Source organism: Laspinema palackyanum D2c, from assembly GCF_025370875.1.
Lineage (GTDB): Bacteria > Cyanobacteriota > Cyanobacteriia > Cyanobacteriales > Laspinemataceae > Laspinema > Laspinema palackyanum.
Genome location: NZ_JAMXFD010000027.1, coordinates 71,387 through 92,437 on the forward strand (window position 1 = coordinate 71,387; position 21,051 = coordinate 92,437).

At 48.2% G+C, this 21,051-nt stretch carries 18 protein-coding genes; 11 read left to right on the forward strand and 7 right to left on the reverse strand.

Annotation, left to right across the window (positions count from 1 at the left end; all coding sequences use genetic code 11):
- Window positions 1–53: 53 nt before the first annotated feature.
- Window positions 54–1,454: a cytochrome c biogenesis protein gene (locus NG795_RS23050; protein ID WP_367290972.1), complete on the forward strand. Its 1,401-nt coding sequence runs from the start codon at window positions 54–56 to the stop codon at window positions 1,452–1,454.
- A 42-nt stretch (window positions 1,455–1,496) separates the two neighbouring features.
- Here the strand turns inward: NG795_RS23050 and queF are convergent, their stop codons facing one another.
- Window positions 1,497–1,922 (reverse strand): preQ(1) synthase, encoded by a 426-nt coding sequence (gene queF, locus NG795_RS23055; RefSeq protein ID WP_436836083.1) that lies wholly within the window; start codon window positions 1,920–1,922, stop codon window positions 1,497–1,499.
- Window positions 1,923–2,271: 349 nt separating this feature from the next.
- Here queF and NG795_RS23060 point away from each other — a divergent pair, with 349 nt between their 5' ends.
- The 8 genes from NG795_RS23060 (at window position 2,272) to NG795_RS23095 (ending at window position 11,933) form a co-directional block, all read left to right on the forward strand.
- On the forward strand, window positions 2,272–2,862 hold the full coding sequence (locus NG795_RS23060) for a bZIP transcription factor (RefSeq protein ID WP_367290974.1): 591 nt from the start codon (window positions 2,272–2,274) through the stop codon (window positions 2,860–2,862).
- A gap of 451 nt (window positions 2,863–3,313) precedes the next feature.
- Window positions 3,314–3,460, forward strand: coding sequence for a hypothetical protein (locus NG795_RS23065; RefSeq protein ID WP_367290975.1), 147 nt, complete (start codon window positions 3,314–3,316; stop codon window positions 3,458–3,460).
- Between the two features lie 708 nt (window positions 3,461–4,168).
- Window positions 4,169–6,319, forward strand: coding sequence for a PAS domain-containing sensor histidine kinase (locus NG795_RS23070; protein WP_367290976.1), 2,151 nt, complete (start codon window positions 4,169–4,171; stop codon window positions 6,317–6,319).
- Window positions 6,320–6,734: 415 nt separating this feature from the next.
- The gene (locus NG795_RS23075; RefSeq protein WP_367290977.1) at window positions 6,735–8,933 is read left to right on the forward strand and encodes an EAL domain-containing response regulator; all 2,199 of its coding nucleotides are present in this window, start codon (window positions 6,735–6,737) and stop codon (window positions 8,931–8,933) included.
- Window positions 8,909–9,067: a hypothetical protein gene (locus NG795_RS23080; RefSeq protein WP_367290978.1), complete on the forward strand. Its 159-nt coding sequence runs from the start codon at window positions 8,909–8,911 to the stop codon at window positions 9,065–9,067. Before NG795_RS23075 ends, NG795_RS23080 begins: the two co-directional genes overlap by 25 nt.
- Window positions 9,068–9,233: 166 nt before the next feature.
- Entirely contained in the window at window positions 9,234–10,031 is a 798-nt protein-coding gene (locus NG795_RS23085) for a hypothetical protein (RefSeq protein WP_367290979.1), read from the forward strand.
- Window positions 10,032–10,138: 107 nt separating this feature from the next.
- On the forward strand, window positions 10,139–11,152 hold the full coding sequence (locus NG795_RS23090) for a CHAD domain-containing protein (protein WP_367290980.1): 1,014 nt from the start codon (window positions 10,139–10,141) through the stop codon (window positions 11,150–11,152).
- A gap of 133 nt (window positions 11,153–11,285) precedes the next feature.
- Entirely contained in the window at window positions 11,286–11,933 is a 648-nt protein-coding gene (locus NG795_RS23095) for a Crp/Fnr family transcriptional regulator (RefSeq protein WP_367290981.1), read from the forward strand.
- Window positions 11,934–12,079: 146 nt separating this feature from the next.
- Here the strand turns inward: NG795_RS23095 and NG795_RS23100 are convergent, their stop codons facing one another.
- From NG795_RS23100 to NG795_RS23110, 3 genes are all read right to left on the reverse strand, one after another.
- The gene (locus NG795_RS23100; RefSeq protein WP_367290982.1) at window positions 12,080–12,955 is read right to left on the reverse strand and encodes a gamma-glutamylcyclotransferase family protein; all 876 of its coding nucleotides are present in this window, start codon (window positions 12,953–12,955) and stop codon (window positions 12,080–12,082) included.
- Window positions 12,955–13,632: an SOS response-associated peptidase gene (locus NG795_RS23105; protein WP_367290983.1), complete on the reverse strand. Its 678-nt coding sequence runs from the start codon at window positions 13,630–13,632 to the stop codon at window positions 12,955–12,957. Before NG795_RS23105 ends, NG795_RS23100 begins: the two co-directional genes overlap by 1 nt.
- Window positions 13,633–13,918: 286 nt before the next feature.
- Window positions 13,919–14,077: a hypothetical protein gene (locus NG795_RS23110; protein WP_367290984.1), complete on the reverse strand. Its 159-nt coding sequence runs from the start codon at window positions 14,075–14,077 to the stop codon at window positions 13,919–13,921.
- A 606-nt stretch (window positions 14,078–14,683) separates the two neighbouring features.
- On the opposite strand from NG795_RS23110, the gene NG795_RS23115 reads away from it, so the two are divergent.
- Window positions 14,684–15,475 carry a DUF1822 family protein gene (locus NG795_RS23115; protein WP_367290985.1) on the forward strand — a complete coding sequence of 264 codons (792 nt, stop codon included), beginning with the start codon at window positions 14,684–14,686 and terminating at the stop codon, window positions 15,473–15,475.
- Between the two features lie 98 nt (window positions 15,476–15,573).
- Here the strand turns inward: NG795_RS23115 and NG795_RS23120 are convergent, their stop codons facing one another.
- Both NG795_RS23120 and NG795_RS23125 read right to left on the reverse strand, forming a co-directional pair.
- Window positions 15,574–17,400, reverse strand: coding sequence for a protein kinase domain-containing protein (locus tag NG795_RS23120; RefSeq protein ID WP_367290986.1), 1,827 nt, complete (start codon window positions 17,398–17,400; stop codon window positions 15,574–15,576).
- A 7-nt stretch (window positions 17,401–17,407) separates the two neighbouring features.
- The gene (locus NG795_RS23125; protein WP_367290987.1) at window positions 17,408–19,333 is read right to left on the reverse strand and encodes a protein kinase domain-containing protein; all 1,926 of its coding nucleotides are present in this window, start codon (window positions 19,331–19,333) and stop codon (window positions 17,408–17,410) included.
- 104 nt (window positions 19,334–19,437) lie between these two features.
- On the opposite strand from NG795_RS23125, the gene NG795_RS23130 reads away from it, so the two are divergent.
- A complete protein-coding gene (locus NG795_RS23130) occupies window positions 19,438–20,733 on the forward strand; it encodes a TIGR00341 family protein (protein WP_367290988.1) in 1,296 nt (431 codons plus the stop codon).
- A gap of 124 nt (window positions 20,734–20,857) precedes the next feature.
- On the opposite strand, the gene NG795_RS23135 is transcribed toward NG795_RS23130, so the two are convergent.
- On the reverse strand, window positions 20,858–21,051 hold a 194-nt coding region (locus NG795_RS23135), incomplete at its 5' end, for a hypothetical protein (RefSeq protein WP_367290989.1).

Consider the following 21,051-nt stretch of genomic DNA (forward strand, 5'->3'; position numbering starts at 1 on the left):
ATTGGGAAAATTTTTATTGTATTTGATGACAAGGGTCACAGGGTAAATTAGAAATGACAAATGATACGCAGAAGTTAAGCAGTTTGTTTGCGGTTCCGAAACGGTTTTTTCGCCGGGAACTGTTGCCGTTTTTGGGGGATTTACGGTTGGCGATCGCCCTCTTATTAGCCATCGCTGTATTTAGTATCTCTGGGACGGTGATTGAGCAGGGTCAATCTCCGGCTTTTTATCAATCCAATTATCCCGAATCTCCGGCTCTTTTTGGCTTCTTGACTTGGAAGGTGATTCAAGTTGTGGGGTTGGATCATGTTTATCGGACTTGGTGGTTTTTAGCGTTATTGGTGTTGTTTGGGTCGAGTTTAACCGCTTGTACGTTTACCCATCAATTCCCGGCTTTAACAGCAGCACGGCGTTGGAAATTTTATAAGACTCCTCGGCAATTTGAAAAGCTGGCGTTGAGTGCTCAAGTGGATGAGGCGAATCTGAATCAATTAGAAGAACTGTTACAAAAACGGCGGTATTTAGTATTTCGGGAAGGCAATACTCTGTATGCCCGAAAAGGGTTAATGGGGAAAATTGGCCCGATTCTGGTTCATGCCAGTATGTTGATTATTCTGGCGGGTTCTATTTTGGGCGCGATGACGGGTTTTATGGCTCAGGAAATTATTCCGAGTGGGGAAACGTTCCGGGTTCAAAATATTATTGATGCCGGTCCGTTTTCCATGTCCCAAGTTCCCAAAGATTGGGCGGTTCATGTGAATCGGTTCTGGATTGATTACCAGCCGGATGGGACGATTGACCAGTTTTATTCTGATTTGTCCGTGATTGATAGCGAGGGTCAGGAACGCGATCGCCAAACCATTCATGTGAACAAACCCCTGCGGTATCGTGGGGTGACGATGTATCAAACCGATTGGGGTGTGGCAGCAGTTCAGGTTCAGTTGAATAATAGTCCGATTTTTCAACTGCCAATGGCGCTATTAAATACTGGAGGGGGTGCGCGGTTATGGGGCACTTGGATTCCAACTAAGCCGGATTTGAGTGAAGGGGTTTCGCTGTTGGCGAAGGATTTACAGGGAACGCTTTTACTCTACGATATGGAAGGGAAATTAATGACAAGTCTGCGTCCCGGGATGGAAACTCCGGTGAATGGGGTGACGCTGAAGATTAAGAAGGTGATTGGCAGTACGGGGTTACAAATTAAAGCGGACCCGGGTATTCCGGTTGTTTATTTGGGGTTTGGTTTGTTAATGTTGGGGGTGATGATGAGTTATGTTTCTCATTCCCAGGTTTGGGCGTTAGAAGAGAATGGGGAACTGTATGTGGGTGGAAAAACGAATCGCGCTCAAGTGACGTTTGAGCGAGAAGTGATTGAAATTTTGGATAATTTAGAGGAAAAACCGAGGACCGATGGGGTGGCGATCGCCTCCGGTTCTTTGGCGGGTCAAAATTAATCGATCTTGGCGGGTGGGATTATTCCCACCGGCCAAAATAGATTAAGTCTGAGGTTTGGTATGGCGAACTTCTATCACCGTGTGGACGTTGCCACGGGGATGAAAATCGCCTTTGATGGTGGCTTCTAGGGGGTCGCAGGCGGCTACGAAGTCATCGAGGATTTGATTGATGGATTCTTCGTGGGAAATGTAGCGATCGCGGTAACTGTTGATATAAAGTTTGATCGCTTTGAGTTCCACCACCCGTTCATTCGGAACGTAGGTCAGGTAAATGGTAGCAAAATCCGGATAGCCGGAAAAGGGACATTTACAGGTAAATTCGGGTAAGGTGATGTGAATGTCATAGCGTCTGCCGATTCGGGGATTGGGAAAGGTAATTAACTGTCCCTCTTCGATTTCCCGTTCCCCATACTTGATCTGTGGGGTGTCATCGGTAGGGGTGGCGGTTTGCGATATATCGGACTGCATGGAAGAATTGCTCATTTTGACTGAATAGGGACTGAATCTCTCGTGATTCATTCTATCGTGACAGAAATTGCTCCGAATCGGAGAGTCTTGGGGTCAGTGGACCTTGAAGGAAGGGACTCCAGGACTTAAGATGGAGAGTAAAGATTGGTTCAGGGTCAGAGCGATCGCCCTCTAATCTGGAGTTCATGCCATTCTGCCTAGATTGCCAAGGACCTCAATCGTAGAGATTTGTAGCAAATCCTTGACGAAGCTAGGTAATCGTTGTTGTAATCTGAGGCAGAGTTCTCTCGTCAAAAGACTCAGAACGGTTGCGATCGCCTCCCGTCCTCCTACTACCCGAAAAGCCCTTATGCGAAATGCTACTGCCTCCGGCAATCTGCCGACAACCCCGCCAACTCCTTCTAATCAACCTTATTCTCCTTCAGTTCCCATCTCTCTGTATCGAGAAGTCGTTGCTGAGTTACAAACCGCGCAGGAACGGTTGGAGTCCCTAACCACTCAAAATCATCAGTTAGTTCAACAAAATCGACAACTGCGCCAGGAAATTGAAACGGTGGTTCAATCTGCGGTGCATTTACAGCAGGTGGTGGATGCTTGGGAACCCCAGAGTCCCCCAGTGAACCGCAATGGCGATCGCACCCAACGGGGAGAATCGGCCTATTCCGCCACACCCCATCTGGAAAGTGGTCATCCGCAGTTAAGTGGGTTTCCCGGTTCTGCGGTAGGTTCTCCCTTCGCCATGACGGATCTCGGTGCAACTCCGGGTATGGGAGAACCTTTATTTACTGAACAACCGGAAACTCGTCCCCGTCGGACCACCCGTCCGGTAAAGCGATCGGACCTCGGGGGGTTTGGGTTGATCATTATGATCCTCCTGGTGGTGGTGACGGCATTTGGTGCCGGTTATTGGATTGTGCGTCCTTTGTTAATGAGACGTTAACAGTCCTGGGTCCGTTCTAGGGTCTATAGAACGCAAATTTTTTATCCTGAGTCAGGCGATCGCGATTTTCCTGACTCAGAATCATTTGATATTTTTGCCGAAAATCTCGCGTTTTGATGAAGTCGCCACCTCCGAGTGCCCAAACTTAATCCCGCGCAACTGAGGGGGAAATCTGTGTCTATCACCCCTAGCCACTGACTCATAAAAATAAAGAAATTATTCTAACATTGATAATTTGTTTCGGCTTCAGGGGTAATCCCCCCTATTTTACTCTTTAAACCCAGGAATTCGCTGATCTGTTGAAGCCAGTTGTTAGGGTTTCTTAACCTAAATGGACAGATCTGTTCAATCCGTTTTAAATCTCTCCAAACAATTGACAAATTTTTCGATATTTAGTAACCTAGGTAACAGAAATTTGAACCTACTCCGGAACGGAAAACGGGACTTGAATATGGTTGAAAACCCTCGAATCCGCTTCACCGCCAATTTTCCCCCCCACAAAACCAGTCAGGAAATACCCAAGCCATCCGGAACCGTGGAAACTGGACAATCTCAGGACAGGGATAAAGTTGCAGGAAATCGGCAATATCTCATCTGACCCCTCACTTAGAGACTGCAAAATTACCTAGGTTTTACGCATTAGGGAGAGAATTTCGGTTGAATGGCCGAACCTCCTCTGGGCCTGATTTTTCTAGCTATTCTCGATTGTTCGCGCCCCGTTAGACCGAATTCCGATTATCAAATTTTTCGGCATTTGAGCGGTCATCAAATGAAAGAAAGAGTCCAGATTAAACGGTTACTGAATGGGAGTTTCAACCTTGAGCGGGCTTAAAATAAACAGGTCAGGCAATGGATTTAAACCCAGTCAACCGGGATAAAAGTCTGGAAATTAAAAAACTATAAAATATTGTTGAAACCTCCAAGGATTCCGATAAAGTCAGAGAGACAAGGGTCAAAAAAATCAGCAGCAGGAGGGATAAGAAGGAGCGGAAACCAGAAGCGATCGCACCCAGGGATTAAGTAAGAGGACCCGGGGTGCGGGAGAGGACAGCGGGTTATTATTGAAGGAAAAAGGCCGATCGCCTGGTTTCGTCAAGTTTTGATAACAGAATCGGTCTATTCCCAAAAGGTCGCTTATAATAAAAAAATAAATAAAGTTTTATGAGAGGCAGATGAACAAACTTTCCATAAAAAAGGGATTTAGCTGTCAATTAATTCAACCTAAAAGCAACATAAAACTTGGCTCTATTCTTGAGCCTCGGCAGCAGCAAACAGGGCAGAAATTAAGCATTCAGGGAGACGATGGATGACCAGTGGGAATCTAGGGACCGAACCAATGATTGAAGGACTCAAAGCAATGGGGGTAAAGGCAGAGATAGTTCCAGAGGACATACAGGTGTTTTTTAACCTATCCAGTGAACTGTTGTGCATCACAGACCCGGAAGGAGATTTCCTGAAGCTCAACTCCAGTTGGCAAAGCGTTCTCGGATGGAGCCTAGAAGACCTGCGATCGCACTCCTGGCGTGACTTGATCCATCCCGATGATCTCCACTGGACGTTAATGAGCGAAAGCGCTTGCGAGATGGGCCAAGTTTGTCACATCACCAATCGATATCGTCACAAAACGGGTCAATACTGTTGGTTATCATGGCGGATTATCCATCAGAAATCTGGCTTAACTTATGCTGCTGCCCAAACCATTGAGAAGCCTGCCAAAGAGGAATTTTGGCATGGACTTCCTGAAACCTTAGAGAATAAATTAACGGGAATTTTTGGCCCAAATCTGGCCGATTTAGAGGCGGGTGCAGAACCGGGAATAACCGGGTTAAACCCGGGTTGTTCAGAACGATTAAAGCGGAACCAACCGGCATCCTGGGTTGAATCCGCTGCGGTAAAAAGAGTTGAAAATTCCCGGGTGTGCTTTCGGGGGGAACCGATCGCCCAGGAGGGAAAAGCACGGGAAAACCGCAATTCCCCCTCCCGGTTCTTATCCCCATTAAATGAGGGAATGGAGTCCCCCAGTCTCGATGAACAGTCCCCCTCTCCCCTGGCGATCGCTCAGTTAGAGGAACGATTTCTCAAAGTGAATGCCACCTTGTGCGAAATCCTCGGGGAGATCGACGACCCCTGCATACCCAGAGCAACCTGGGGTGAGCTTGAGGCGAGTGAGAGCGGGGACACATCCTGGCAGAAGCTACAACAGATTTGTGGGTCAACTTTGCCCTGGAGTGATGCAACATCGACCTCGGAAAATCAAACTATGAGACCGGAAGTGCAGAGTAAACCAAGCTGGGGTGCGATCGCCACCGCATCCCCTGAAGAACCCAGAATCGCCGATGATGATGCCACGGTTTTAGCACTCTTAAACGCGACCACGGAAGCATTATATCTGGTTGATACCCAGGGCATCATCTTAGCGGGTAACCGGATGGCGGCACAACGCCTGGGACTACAACTGCCGGAAGCCGTGGGACACTGTATTTATGACCGACTCCCGGACTGGTTGGCGAAAGTGCGTCGAACCTATATAGCACAAGTCATTCAAACTAAAAAGCCTGTCCGATTTAAAGAAGTTCGCAGCCAAGCTCACTTTGAGGTATCAATCTATCCGGCGATGGATTCCCGGGGGGAAGTGAGTCGGCTGGCCGTGTTTGACTGTGATATTAGCGATCGCTGTCACCGGAAAGAAGCGACGGGTCAGCTCAATGCTCAACTGGAACAACGAGTCAAAGAACGGACTGCTGATCTCCAATCAGCCAACCAAGAACTAGAAGCATTTTGTTACTCGGTTTCTCACGATTTGCGTGCTCCCTTGCGGGCGATCGGGGGATTTGCCAAAGCGGTCATCGAAGATTATCAAACAGTTTTAGATGAGACGGGGAAAGATTATCTGCACCGAGTCTGTGCCGCTACGGAACGCATGAATCAACTGATTGATGACCTGCTGAGTCTTTCCCGGGTGACCCGTACTCAGATGCAACGAAAGCCGGTGAATCTGAGTAAAATGACCCGTGAGATCGCGATGGAACTGCAAGGGACTCAAGGCGATCGCCTCGTCCGATTTAAATTAGCCGACTGCTTGATCGCCGATGGCGATCCGCACCTGCTGCAAGTGATGTTAGAGAATTTGCTCGGAAATGCCTGGAAATTTACCAGTAAAACAGCCAATGCCCGGATTGAATTTGGCATCAGCGATCGCCGGGTCCTGCCTCCGGGACCTCATTCTCCCGGCACTTCTAACAAACCTGTGTATTTTGTGCGCGATAACGGGGCGGGTTTTAATATGAGCTATGCCGATAAACTTTTCGTACCCTTTCAACGCCTCCATAAACCCAGCGATTTTGAAGGGACAGGGATTGGTTTAGCGACCGTCTCTCGGATTGTCAAACGTCATGGCGGCCAAGTTTGGGCGAGCTCAGAAGTGAATCAGGGTGCGACCTTTTATTTTACCCTGTAATGGGCCAAAGAGGGTTTCCCCGGGGTCTGTTGCACCGGCGATCACACCTGCCATCTCTGAAGGGGACTGTCACTTGTGGCATGGGCTGACCCCAAACTGTATCCGGGGTAACAGACAAAACAACAACCCTGTCTTTTTAATGATTCATATCAATATTTGTTTAATATCTAAAAATTACCTAGCTTAACTCAGGGGTTAGAAGGGATGACTCATTCAGTCCAGCAATTGGGTTAAGAAACCCTTACTAATAAGCGATTTATAAGCCCGAGCAAGAGCAGTTTTGTCATGGCTAGAAAGTTCAAACTTTTTGAAGGCGAGTATCAGGTTCGCGGGTGGATTACCATCATTTAGGATGACTCTAGTCCTAAAATTACCCAATATTTTACCAGGACAAAAACCACGAAGGAGGATGAAAATGGGGCAATCGTTGCGGGTGTTGATGGTAGAAGATTCTGAGGATGATGCCTTATTACTACTGCGCGAACTCAAACGGGGCGGTTATGATTTGACCGTAGAACGAGTAGACAATCCCGAGTCCATGAAAAACGCCCTTGAACGGGAAAATTGGGAACTGATTTTAGCCGATTATGCCTTACCCCAATTTAGCGCCCCCGAGGCCTTAGCGGTGATGCAGCAGATGGGATTGGATTTACCTTTTATTATCGTTTCCGGGCAAATTGGAGAAGATGCAGCGATCGCCGCGATGAAAGCCGGTGCACATGATTATGTGATGAAAGATTACCTCGCCCGCTTGATTCCAGCGATTGACAGGGAATTGCGGGAATTTGCCGGACGGCGATCGCGCTTGTTGGCCGAAAAAGCCATGCAAGCGAACGAACGACAACTGCGCGCCGTGTTCGAGTGTGCCCTGGATGCGATGGCCATCTTTAACGACCTCGGCCAATTTACCAACGTCAACCCTGCCGCTTGTACCCTCCTCGGACTCTCCAAAGAAGACTTAATCGGACAGCCGATTTATAAGTATATGGAATCCACCTGTGATTTCAAAACCGGCTTCACCAAATTCCGCACCGTGGGTCGAGATACCGGAGAACTCAAAATCATTCGGTCTGACGGAACCATTCGCCATGTGGAGTATTCTGCCAGCGCTAATTTTATTTCCGGGCTCCATTTAGCCGTCGTCCATGATGTGACCGATCGCAACAAAGACCGGGAACAACTGTTGTATAATGCCTTCTACGACCCCCTGACCGGACTGCCGAATGAGGCATGGTTCCTCAACGGATTAGGGCGATCGCTCCGTCAGTCAAAACGCCGTCCCCATTATGGTTTTGCCGTCCTCTTTATCGATTTAGATCGGTTTAGCATCATTAAATATAGTTTCGGACACTTAGTGGGAGACCTCCTCCTCAATGCCACAGCCCGCCGATTAGGAACCTGTATCCGACCTAAAGATACCCTAGCCCGGGTGGGAACCGATGAATTTGCCATTCTCGTTGATGAAATTGACGACCCCGCCACCTCCCTCGCCATTGCCGATCGCATTCATAAAGAACTCACCCTCCCCTTTCAAATCAACGGTCATGATATGTTCAGTACCGCCAGTATTGGCATTGCCATTAACTTTCCCCAGACTGCGGAGTATAGCCAAGCCCAGCCCACCTTAACCAATGGCAACGGCCCCGAATCCTCCTCGGGCAACAGTTTAGAACGGCCTGAAGACTTTTTACGCGCCGCCGACACCGCCATGTATCATGCCAAAACAATGGGAGGGGGACGGACCGCTGTATTTGAACGCCAAATGCATTCCGGGGCCCTGGCGATGTTACAACTGGAAACCGACCTCAGACTCGCCCTCAAACGGCAGGAGTTGCTCCTGTATTACCAGCCGATTATCGACTTAAAAACAGGGCAGATTGCCGGATTTGAAGCCTTGGTGCGCTGGCAACACCCTCGGCGTGGTTTTGTGCTACCTGGGGAGTTTATCCCCGTTGCTGAAGGAACCGGATCAATTGTGCCAATGGGGGCATGGGTTTTAGAGGAAGCCTGTCGTCAATTGCAACAGTGGCACGAACGATGGCAATCTTTGGGTTTAATCCCCCCGAATCGAGAACGAGGGGAAGGAGTCGGCGGGTCTGCTCCATTTTTGACCATGAGTGTTAATGTTGCTGGGGTACAATTTGGCAATCCGGGCCTGGTGGATTATATTGACCAGATCCTCCAGCAAACGGGTCTGACTGGTTCTTGCTTGAAGCTAGAAATTACGGAAACTGCCATTATGGCGGCAGCCGAGTCAGCCGCGAGTTTGCTCCATCAGCTCAAAAAACGGCAAATTCAGTTGTCTATTGATGATTTTGGGACGGGGTATTCTTCCCTGAGTCGGTTGCAACGGTTGCCGATTGATACGTTAAAAATCGATCGCTCTTTTGTGAGCCGGATGAGCAGTGAGGCGGAAAGTTTGGAAATTGTTCGCACTTGTATCGATTTGGCTCACAATTTAGATATGGATGTGGTGGCAGAAGGGGTGGAAACCTTGGAACAGTTGGCTCAACTGCGCGCGCTGCAATGTGAATCGGGCCAGGGATATTTGTTTTCCCGACCCGTGGATGCAACGACGGCAACAGCTTTGTGGATGTCAATGCCTCAGTGGTGATGCCCCGGCGATCGCAGTTTAGCACCGGGTTTTGGGTAACTTTTTTGGCATCCAGTCGCCCCTTCCTGGAAATTACCCATTCGGCAGTGATTCTACAGGTGGGGATATTTTTGAACCCTTCTGCACCGGGATGAGTTAACATCTCAATCCGCCCCATAGCAGATTGAGAATTTCTAATTTTACTCAGCCAGTTTCTAAAGAAAAGCTTAAGACCCGTCCAGGAGAGAACCTCATGGATAGCCAGAGGAATTATCCTTAAAGATAGGAATAATAGGGCAGAAGAAAAGAGGCCAATGAATCATGTTATACAGTAAACTTCCAACGGTCCAAAATCGAGCGGTGATGTCCCCAGAGGAAGCCAGCGCCCCTGAACATCCCCTGCAAGCTCATTTAAACTTACCCCTGCCATTATCGGAACCTGAGACGATCGCCGAGATTCGCCGGATTCAATTGCGCGATCGCATTCCCGGATTGGTTAAACGCCTCCTGCCCTTTGATGGCGAGTTGACTTGGGAATATTGGTGGGCGGTCCCGGGACGGATGTTATTACCGGAAGATGTGGAATTGTTAAAGCGCGATCGCCCACGGGTGGAAACCATCCTCACCAAACTGATTTGGCTGTTTGGCGGATATTACTTTGAACAAACCAGCCCCCGGGAAGGGGAGTTAAAACCTCTCCATGAATGGCAGCAAATCGTCCAACGGGCAAACCATCTGGGCTTTAAGAACTATCTGTTGGATATCGACTACCTCCCCATCGCCATCAAACCCTATAACAGCCTTCAGACATCCCTCAGCGATTTACCCTCCGAGGGTATTGTCCAATGTGTGGCTGTGGAACCCGCCCATTGGCATATCGAATTTTTCCAACTGGAACCCATCAATGGGGGCTATGACATTCAAGAACCCAAACCCCTGTGTAGCTGTCAAATTTGGACCGGCAAACCCTTCCTCCGGTCCTGCCAAACGGAAGACTCTGCCGTCCGATATGACCTTTTTATTAGCAAACCCCTGGATATCACCATTCCACCCTGGCGATATCGGCCGGAACCCCTGCTGGATGAATCTAACTCACTCACCTCTGAAGTTTTTCAATAGCCAATCCGGGGCAAAGTGTGATACAATCAGTCTAAAGTTCCGGCTAATCATACTCAGCCTCAGCATTTTTTTCTTATCAACCTCAGTGTCAGGAGTGGTATTCCATCATGAAATCCGATAGCAAACAGTCCGCCAATACCCTTGGAGATTGGGCTAAAATTGCCCTGGAAAAACATTTCCAAAAAACCATTCAATATGAAGAGGATGTTTTAAGCGATCGCGACCCGGAAGCCCTGCACCAGATGCGAGTCGGGATGCGACGATTGCGATCGGCTGCCAAAGGATTTGCACCCGCATTAGATTTACCCAAAGCCGCCCGCCACAGTCAAATTGGCAAAATATCCCGCAGTTTGGGCAGTTTGCGAGATTTAGATGTCCTCCTAGAAACCCTAGAAACTGATTATGATCAAGATGCCTTACCCGAGGTAGAAAAAGAGGCATTTAAACGCGCTATCATCCTCTTAAAATCTGAACGAAACCAAGCCTTTGATGCTGTAAAAGAGACCCTGAATAGCGAGATTTATTTTTCCTTTAAAAACAGTTTAGCCGACTGGTTGAACAACCCCACTTATGGAGAAATGGCACTTCTGCCCATTCAAGATATTCTTCCTGACTTATTATTACCGGAAGTCAGCGATCTATTTTTACATCCCGGGTGGTTACTGGGAATCAAAACTAAAAAAGGTAAGGTGAAAATCCAGAACCTCACCGAGACGGAGGTAGAGGAATTATTCGCCAACCAGGGAGAAACCCTCCATGATCTCCGCAAGCAAGTCAAGCGAGTGCGCTATCAAATGAGCTTGTTTAAGAAGTTTTATGGGGAAGCCTATTCCGAGTATGTCGAGGATCTCCAAGAGATTCAAGAGGTTTTGGGTAAAATGCAAGATAGCGTTGTCTTAGCTGAAACCCTTGCCCGAGTTTTGGGGTGTAATCTTCAGGAGACCCTTCCGACTTTAGCCGAAAAACTTCTAGAAAACCGCTATTTATCTTGGTTAGAGTGGCAACCCCTACATCAGAAATATTTAAAACCAGAAATCCGGGACCAATTCCGCTTAGAACTGCTCTATCCTTACTCCTCCTCTAAATCAAAAAAAGCCCCTAAAAAAAAGAAAAAGGACTAAAATAATTTGGCATAACCAAATGGGAACCGAATCTTAACCCAGATTTCCGCCAAGGATTACCTAATCTTTACCTTGAGCCGATAGAGTAAACCTAAAGTTTGTAACCTGTGTTATTTACGGGTAGGTTGTAGGTATGCTTCCAATACTTAAGGCTGTTCCAGAAACCGATCGGCATCGCACTAGAGAAGAACGCCGACTGCATTTTTACGCCAAAGGGGATAATATTCCGGTCTTATCTCAAGGGATTTGGCAAGTGGCTCAAGGGTTGGTGCAACTGGGTACGCTTTATCCCACCGGGGAAGAGGGACTATTAGGATGGGTGGGTCCGTCGATGTATTTTAGTTTGTCCTTTAGCTGTCTGCAAACCTATCACGCCAAAGCTCTATCGGATGTGTATTTGATGTGGTTTTCGCTTAGAGAAGTGGAAGCTTCGCCACATTTGGCGCAGGAAATGTTTCCTCAACTCATCCGGAGAATGCGTCAGGTGGAAGCAATTCTGGCGATTAGCAGTCAACGGAAGGTGGAAGATCGGTTAATTCAGTTATTGTTGCTGCTGAAACAAGATATGGGAGAACCTGTTCCCGAGGGAACTCGGTTACGGGTTAGACTGACTCATTATGACCTAGCAACGGCGATCGCCACCAGTCGCGTGACGATTACCCGAATGTTAGGCAAACTCCGCCGCGATGGCATGATTAGCCTGGATTCTAAGCGTCATATTATTATCAAACAGGGGGCTTTTTTCAGTATGACCCATTGTCCCGTCCTCGCGGAGTGGTAAGACGATGAGAATTTCCGGGAGTTTTGGGTTGAATCAATCGGGGGAACTCCCTCGATTGATTTCAAATTCGGTAATTTCTTCAAGATTAACCCCGTTTTGTGATTCCCGGGTTAAAACCGGAATCCATCTGAACAAAATCTGGGGATTTAGGGGAGTGGATCAGAACTTGATCCTGACGGGCGATCGCGCCAGGACCCACTCATGATTTTTGGACAACCTTGGATATGTGAGGCAAAGCCTTGATAAACTAACCGGGTTTGACCACTTAAACATTGCATCCAAAGCCGTTGATAATAGTGAGGATGATCTTCCAATCGGTCGAGATTGGGGATAATCGTTAAGGGAATGTGATAGCATTCACCATAGAGGGTTCCGGTTCCCGGGACGAACATCGGATAGGGGCCTAAATTAAATAAGTCGGCATCGGCGATCGCATCATCGGCGATGTATTCAGCATTTTCTAATAAATAATGATTGATTTCCCCGCACATTAAACTGCCATACACAAATAAATCCACAAACTCGGTGAGAAACAGGCGATCGGCAGCAGCTAAAACCGCTTGCAGTAATCCGATGGGGGTATCATCCTCCGGAAGGGTTTCCGCCATGAGGCGACTGGGAGGATTTTCACGAAGTGAGTCGGAAATCGAGGGTGAATCCAGATTTAACTCATGTTCCCAATGGAGGCGATCGCCAGCAGGAATCCCCTCGGGGTGGCGATTTTTGAGCGAGTCGAACTGATAACGCCACACCGCTTTGACTAAATACCGATAGACATACTCAAAGTCGAGAAGTTCAGTCAAAAAGGTTTGGGTTTTTAATTCCTGGAATAGCCAACTTAAAGCGCATCCATGCCGAGAGGCGACTGCCAGTTGACCCTCGGGAGGGGGTTGCCAATCCGAGGTAATCCTCACCTGCGCCTCATCCCACAATGGAGTTCCGGCAATCCGGGTTAAAAAGTCAGGTTCAGCGATGCGATCGGCCAGTGTAGCCAGGGGTAGATAATGGAGTGAGTGAGTCATTATTCTAAAGCAGCGATCGGTTGTACACAGTCCGGGGAGTCAGTTTTAGGCGTATTCATCATCCGACTCACGGGATAGGAGATCATTTTTTCTGAATCGTAAGGCGTCAGGAGTGGGTGCAATTTCTCCCCAGGGGTTGCCGGATCCAGCCAGGGTTCTCGACTCGTAGGAGGCAGAATCACCGGCATCCGCACATGAATCCGACTCATCAATTCGTTCGCTTCCGTCGTTAAAATCGTGCAAGACTCAATCACTTCCCCTTCCGGAGACTGCCAGCGTTCCCACAACCCAGCGAAGGCAAAGGGTTCTCCATCCTTGAGTTGAAAATAAAACGGTTGTTTTCCGGAATCCGTCGTTTCCCACTCATAGAACCCATCCGCCAGAATCCAACAGCGACGACGGCGAAAAGGCGATCGAAACGAAGGTTTTTCCGCCACCGTTTCCGAACGAGCATTAATCAACTTTGCGCCCATTTTCGCATCCTTAGCCCAAGAAGGAATCAATCCCCATCGCATCATCTGGAACTGACGTTCCTGGGTTTCCTCCCGGTGCAACACGGTAGGAACCGATTGAGTCGGCGCAATATTATATCGGGGTTTTATCTGGGGAATTCCTGCCAATTTAAACAACTCGGCCACCGTTTCAGGGGCTTGATAAAAGCTAAATCTTCCACACATAATTTTAGCACTTTTAGGGGGATTGAACGGACATTTTTTAAGGGTTGCAGAATGATAAAATTCCGAGGAAACCCGGAGTTACACCTCCCAGTTTAGCAAATTAACAGGGGTAAGGCCGATTGAATCCGACGGTTTTTTTAGAGAATTTAGCAGCCAGGGGGATGAGTTAAGTAATAATAACAACAGTTTTCTATCTTCCCTGGATTGATGGAGTCACCCCTCTACCCACTGCTGACCACCAGATGTCCGGAGCCCATCCCAATCCCCTAGGGGCCAAAACCCTCAATCAGCTATAGCGTTTTCCCGATTTATGCGGTACATTCTTTGGCAGTGGGGTGGCATACAATTTGTGGCGATCGCGGTACAGAGAAGCGATGCAAGTCAGCGCTTTATGCACCCCTTTAACTATCTGTACCTCATGAGTCCACGGAACCCCTATCTGCATTGCCTTTCCACAAATTCCGGGTATTTTTAATGCCTATAATCCCCATGATTTAGATGACCGGCATCGCACTGGGGAATGGCTTTGCAAAAATATTTGCAAGGAATTTGAACCCAAGTTATCCGATTGGGAAACTGATTTAGGATAATCGAGTCGCAGTGATCTGGAGTGCGAGGTCCGAGATAAACGGGTAAAAAGAGGCCGTCCTCTTACCCGTTGAGATATTACCCTTGGCGATGAAACCATCGCTACATTTGGACATATCCTCTCCCCACCCAAATGGGGCCTCAAAACCCGCAGTGGATTTGAATTTTATCTCGAACTCGTGGAAGGCGAACATAGACCGGCGATCGCTTGTCAATTGGAACAGTACATCGAACCCGATCCGGAGGTGAAACCGTAAAATTGCTATCTCAAGAAACATCCAAATTAAAAGAGTCAAGTTCTTTAGATTAAAAAGTTGTTAATGGACCCTCCGAAGAAATTTAGGGTCCTGACCGACGAACTTGATATCAATTATCGAATCTTGACAGCGCATTGGGAGAAAATTAGTCTCTCAAGGGCACAATAAATTTACTCCGAATTCATCTATCAACCCCGTAAAAAATCATGAATAGTCCGAATAACTCTATCAATATTTCCCTTGGCAACGAAGCACACCGCCTTGCCAAAAAATTTGCGACCGAAGCGAAGCAACTCGTTCCCGAATTAGAAAAAGAAGCAACCGGACAACGAGTTTATCTGAATACTCTAGCTGTTTATGCTGTGAATCACTATTTGACCCGGTTGGCCTATAAGACCGAACTAGAAGGAAGTGAAAGTTGGAATTTATGGGGGCGATCGCCATTAGATGTCGCTGCTTTAAAGGTGACTGGAATAGGTCAATTAGAGTGTTGTCCCGTTTGGGAAGCAGAAGCGGTGTTTGCCATTCCCTCAGCCGCAACCGAAGGCCGCATTGCCTATCTCCCTGTCCAATTTGGGGAACAGTTAGATCGGGCAGAACTCCTAGGATTTGCCCGAGGAATAGAAATTTTAGCCGATACCGACTTGTTTTTCATTTGTGACCTACACTCTCTGGAAGAACTCATCGACTATTTATATCGAATTGAATCGGCAACTGCTTTTTTTCAGGAAGGTAATGATCCATTAGCGATAGAATTTCGCCAAAAAATGGGTTGGGAATTATTGCTGAAACTGGTTTTAGAATTGGAAGTAATTTATCGAAATGAAAGTAAAAATGAACAAACCTATCGGGTCAAAAACTTGTTAAAGGGGAAATTAGTGGGAGGAGATCGGCTGACCGCCACAGAACCTGAAGATGATTCCAAATGGCTAGACCTAGCCGCTACCCTACTAGAGAAACTCCGTGAAATATGGGAAGCAACACCAGACGAGGATTAAAACCCCTATAGGTGTTGAGAAGGGTGCCTGATGTCAGATTAGCCCGATTTATGAGCCTAAGTCCGAGTGGGGCGATCGCCACTTAAATTGTAGCGCATTTAAACCCCTCCCTTTACTACTTGCCAGAGTTTAATACTGCCATCGGCGCTACCACTAATCATCACCCTTCCATTGGATGTAAATACCACCGAATTTACCGATGCCGAATGCGCTTGGACTACATTTAATTCTTCTCCGGTATAGGGATTCCAAAAGCCGATCGCCCCATTGCGAGTTCCCCCCACCACTAAGGGCAACTGCGGACTAAATGCCACAGTTTCAATCCAATCCGTATGGGTTAAACTTCCTAACAGTTCCCCGCTCGTCACTTGCCACAATTTTATGGTATGATCTCGACTGCCGGAGGCGAGAATTTTGCTGTCGGGACTGAAGGTAAGCGATCGCACCATATCCTCATGTCCCGTAAAGGTGGCTACTGCTTTTCCTGCGGGTAATTCCCAGAGTTTTACCGTGCGATCGCCACTGCCACTGGCTAATAATTTGCCATCGGGAGAAATCGCCACCGATTCTATCGTTCCTTGATGGTCCGTTAACGTTGCAAATTGTTTCCCTGTACTAATATTCCAGAGTTTAATCGTTGTATCTGTACTGCCACTGGCTAAAACTGTGCCAGGAGAATTGAGAGCGATCGCATTAATCCAGCCGTTATGAGGTGCAAACCAATCTCCCAGCGATCGCAGCAGTTTCCCCGTGCCTAAATCCCATACTTTCAGACTGCGATCGCAACTGCCACTGATTAACCATCTCCCATCAGGACTAAACATAACCGCCTGTACCCATCCCGAATGTCCCGATAGCCAATTCCCCAATTGTTCCCCAGACTTTCCCCTTCCCGGATACCATAATTGGATGCGATTCTCTTCACTCCCAGTGGCAATGAGTTGACTATCGGGACTGACTGCCACACAGCGGATGCGACTACCCGAGGCAAAGGTTTCAACACACTTCCATTCCCTCGGTTGCAAGGTTTCCAAGTCTTGTAATACTTCTTGGGCGGATTGATAGCGTTGACTGGGTTTATCTTGCAGCAATTTATCCAGAATCTTGCCTAAAGCCGCACTCACTGGACGGCTGAGATATTGTCGCCATTCCCATTGATTCCCATGACGAAGATTGAACGGACTGGTTTGGGTTAATAGTTCAATACAAGTTACCCCTAAACTATATAAATCACTGGCAAAAGTAGGATTTCCTGTCAACTGTTCCGATGCCGTATATTCGGGGCTGCCGATGATAGTAGCATTGCCGATTATGGGTTGATTGGAGAGGCTTTTTACGGCACTAAATCCCACAAGTAGCAAAGAATCCGAACGGGTTAGGGAAGAACTATCTCCTCCGGAAACCCGGGGACGGCGAATAATATTAGCCGGTTTGATATCCCGATGAATCACTTGATTGCTGTGAACGAAATGCAGCAGAGGTAAGATTTGTTTGAGAAACGTAAAAATTTGATGTTCCGAAAAAGCACCGGACTGTTTAAGTTCTTCCCCGAGGGTTTTACCCTCCATGAACTCTTGGATTAAATATTGATGTTTATCTTGTTCAAAATAGGCGAGGAGGCGAGGAATTTGGGGATGTTGTCCCAGGCGGTCTAATTGCACCGCTTCCCGTTGAAAAAGTTCCGCTGCTTTTTGGGCTTCGCTGACGGTTCGCGGCGGAAAAAATTGCTTTATTACACAGAAGGGTTTGGAGGGAATATCTTCATCAACGGCTAAAAATGTCCGGCTATAGGTGCTACTGCCAATGGGTTTCAAGGCTCGGTAATGGTCGCGCAGCAGCAGTTTTGACCCGCAGGTTTGACAAAATTTATTGCCCTCGGGGTTTTTCGGTTGTTGACAAACGGGATTTAAACAATGGTTCATCATATTAATTTTAAGGGGTTAAACTCTGCCAAATTTTGAGGGTTTTATCAAGACTGCCACTGATGATGGTTTGACCCTCAAAACTTAAAGCCAAACAGGTTATACTATCACTATGGCCCGTGAGGGTGTGGAGGAGGTTGCCAGATTCTTGATGCCAGATTTTCAGGGTTTTGTCTTCGCTGCCACTCACTAAAATATGACCATTTCCAGGATTGAGAGTGGGGAGTAAGGGGAGATAACCGATCGCCTGAAATCCGCTTAAATGTTCCTTGGGGGTGGCTAATCGGCTGCCCGTATCCAGTTGCCAGGTTTGGATGGTTTTATCCCGACTGCCCGAGGCGAGGGTTTGACTATCCGAGGCGATCACCACTGCCTCAACCCGTTCCTGATGTCCGGTGAGTGTTGCTTTCACCGTGCCATTCCGGAGGTTCCAAAGTTTAATCGTGCGATCGTCACTACCGGAAGCAATAGTTTTGCCATCAGGGGAACAGGTAACACAGGAAACCCCTTGAGTATGTCCCTCCCAGGTTTGCTGCAATTGTGCAGTCCGCAAATTCCAGAGTTTCAGAGTCTTGTCAGCGCTACCACTGACTAAAGTTTTGCCATCGGGAGTGATTGTGAGAGCCGTAATCGCCCCGGTATGTCCTGTCAGGGTGCGAAGTAAAAACCCTGTGGGTAATTGCCAGAATTTAATCGTTTTATCCGTACTCCCGGAAACCAACAGCTTGCCATCGGGGGAAATGACAACGGCAGTAACTGCGCCGGAATGTTGAGTGAGGGTATGGAGGACTTTCCCCGTATGACGGTCCCAAATCATGAGAGTTTTATCCTCACTCCCAGAAGTAATGATTTTACCATCCTTGGAGAGGGCAACGGTTTTGATGGCTGCGGTATGTCCCGTGAGAGTCGAGTCACAGTCCCAGATTTGCCCTTTAAACAGTTCCAGCAGGGGATTTGGGGGAACCGTTGGCGGGGTGGGAACTGCGGGAACAAAGGGGGTGACTGCCCCGGGGAAACTCCGACTGCCTGCGGGATTCAAATCCTGGAGAACCGCTGAAGCAGAGGGATAGCGGGCTTTCATGGAATCGTGGATCATCTTATTCAGAATGGCGGCAAGGCGATCGCTGACGGTGCGTCCAACTTGCTGTAAGTGTGACTGCCACAACCACCGCGACTCCACCGGATCATAGAGGCGATCGAGGGAAATCCCCGTTAACAACTGAATACAAGTCACCCCCAAACTATACAAATCACTCGCTGGAAATGCCCGACCCCCACGCAGTTGTTCCATCGGCGCATATCCTTCCGTACCCGCCCTCGTCCCCGTTTTCCCCCCGCCTGAATTCAGTTGTTTGGCAATACCAAAATCAATTAACACCAACTGACCCGAGGAAGACTCTCTCCCATCCTCCCGACGAATAATATTGGCGGGTTTGATATCCCGGTGAATCACCTGCCGTTCATGGACAAACTGTAATACCGGCAGCAAATCTAACAACAACTGGCGAATTTGTTCCTCTTTGAACGCCCCAAACCGTTGCAATTCTTGCCACAACGTTTGTCCTTCAATAAACTGCTGCACCAAATACAGGCGTTTATCTTGTTCAAAATAGCCTAACAGGGCCGGAATTTGGGAATGTTGTTCCCCCAGGAGTAACAACTGCCGCGCCTCCTGTTCAAATAACTCCGTCACCTTTGCCATTGCTTGCAAATCAGACTGGATTTCTGGTGCCGGTAATAATTGCTTAATCGCACAGGGGGCATTGAGGCGGTCCTGATCCAGGGCCAAAAAAGTGCGTCCCATCCCGCCTTCCCCGAGGGGGCGAATGGTACGATAGCGATTTTTAAGCCCTAACGGAGAACGACAACTCAGACAAAACTTGGCGTTATCTGGATTGTAAGGCTTCTTGCAATGGGGATTGAGGCAATAGCTCATAGAACAGAAGCGCAAGACAAGGGGACTTAGGATCTATTGTACCGACAGGTTCCCCTTGGCTTACGTTAGCCTGAAAAAAAAATGAATTAAAACTCTAGGGGAATATGCGTCAATTACAAATCAGAGTCCCGCAGGGTTGCGGAAAACAGGTGGTGCAGATTGCCCAGGGTTATGATGCCACTAATCTAATCCAGTTTGAGGCAAAGGACTCAGAAGGTCCCGTGGATGTCGTATTTCTGCACGTTTCCAATCGGGGAGTGGAAGGGTTGCTAGAGGAATTGGAATCCATCGAAAATCTGGCAGTAACGTTAATTCCTCGGGGAATGATGCCCCTGCATCCGCCAAGTTCCGAGGCCCCCGAACAGGTGACGGAGGTTCAGGAACGCAGTCCGATCGAGATTTTTCTCGGGGGATTGCAGAGTGTGGGGTCTTGGCGGGGATTTTTGGGATATGCGGCCCTGGCAGGGGTTGTCGTGTGGATTGGGTTATTTACCAATAGCAGCTTTTTACTCATTGCTGCCATGCTGATTGCACCGTTAGCGGGTCCGGCGATGAATGTGGCGATCGCCACTGCCCGAGGAGACAAAAAACTGCTCCAACGCAGTCTGGTCCGTTATTTTAGCGCCTTGGCAGTGTTAATTGCTGTGGCAGCCTTTCTGAGTCTGATCATGCAACAAGAGATTGCCACGCCGTTTATGGTGGAAAACTCTCAAATTTCCGCTGTAGCCATTTTGCTGCCTTTAGCTGCCGGGACTGCTGGGGCTTTAAATTTAGTGCAATCGGAACGCAGCAGTTTGGTAGCAGGGGCATCAGTCGGAATGTTGGTTGCTGCCTCCCTCTCTCCCCCTGCTGGAATTATCGGGATGTCGATTCCCCTGGGGCGCTGGGATATGATTGTCAATGGCTTATTTTTGCTGTTGTTGCAATTATTCGGGATTAATTTATCCGCCGCGATTATTTTTCGGGTATTTGGATTAAGACCCCGGGGTGCAAGGTACGATCGCGGGACGAAAAAGCTGTTTCCGATTTCGATGGGATTGACAACTGCTGGACTGGTGGCGTTGCTGATTTGGCAGTTTTCGGATTCTCCCAATTTTCAACGCCCGAGTCGGGCACAGCGGATTAATGCGGAAATCAAGGAAGTGGTGGAAAGTAGCGACTTGGCGGAGTTAGTGGAGGGGAATGTACGGTTTACTCGGCCCAATATTTCGGGACAGAATACCCTACTGGCGGTGGTTTATGTGCAGCGTCAAGGGGGGGTGGATGTGTCCACAGAAGAGATCCGGAGTCGTCTGACAAAGGAGATTCAGGCTCACATTTTACGGGAAGATTTTAATGTGACTCCCTTGGTTTCCGTGACGGTGTTGGAAACACCTGAGTTTTTGGGGGATTCGCGATAGTTTGTCAGGTTGGGGGAGTTCGCTTCTGGGTGGGTTGGGTGAGGATGAACAGTGGCAACAACCGGCGGGGGTTCAAACCCCCGCCTAACAGCTAAAGGCGGGGGTTCAAACCCCCGCCTAACAGCTAAAGTCGTCTAAAGACGACTGAAAACACCACTGTATCAGACTTGCAGTCGGTTTTTAACCGACTTGAGCTATGAGGCCGCCAATCGTTTAAACCCCCGCCGGTTGTCGCTACTAGGTTTAAACCCCCGCCGGTTGTCGCTACTAGGTTTAAACCCCCGCCGGTTGTCGCTACTAGGTTTAAACCCCCGCCGG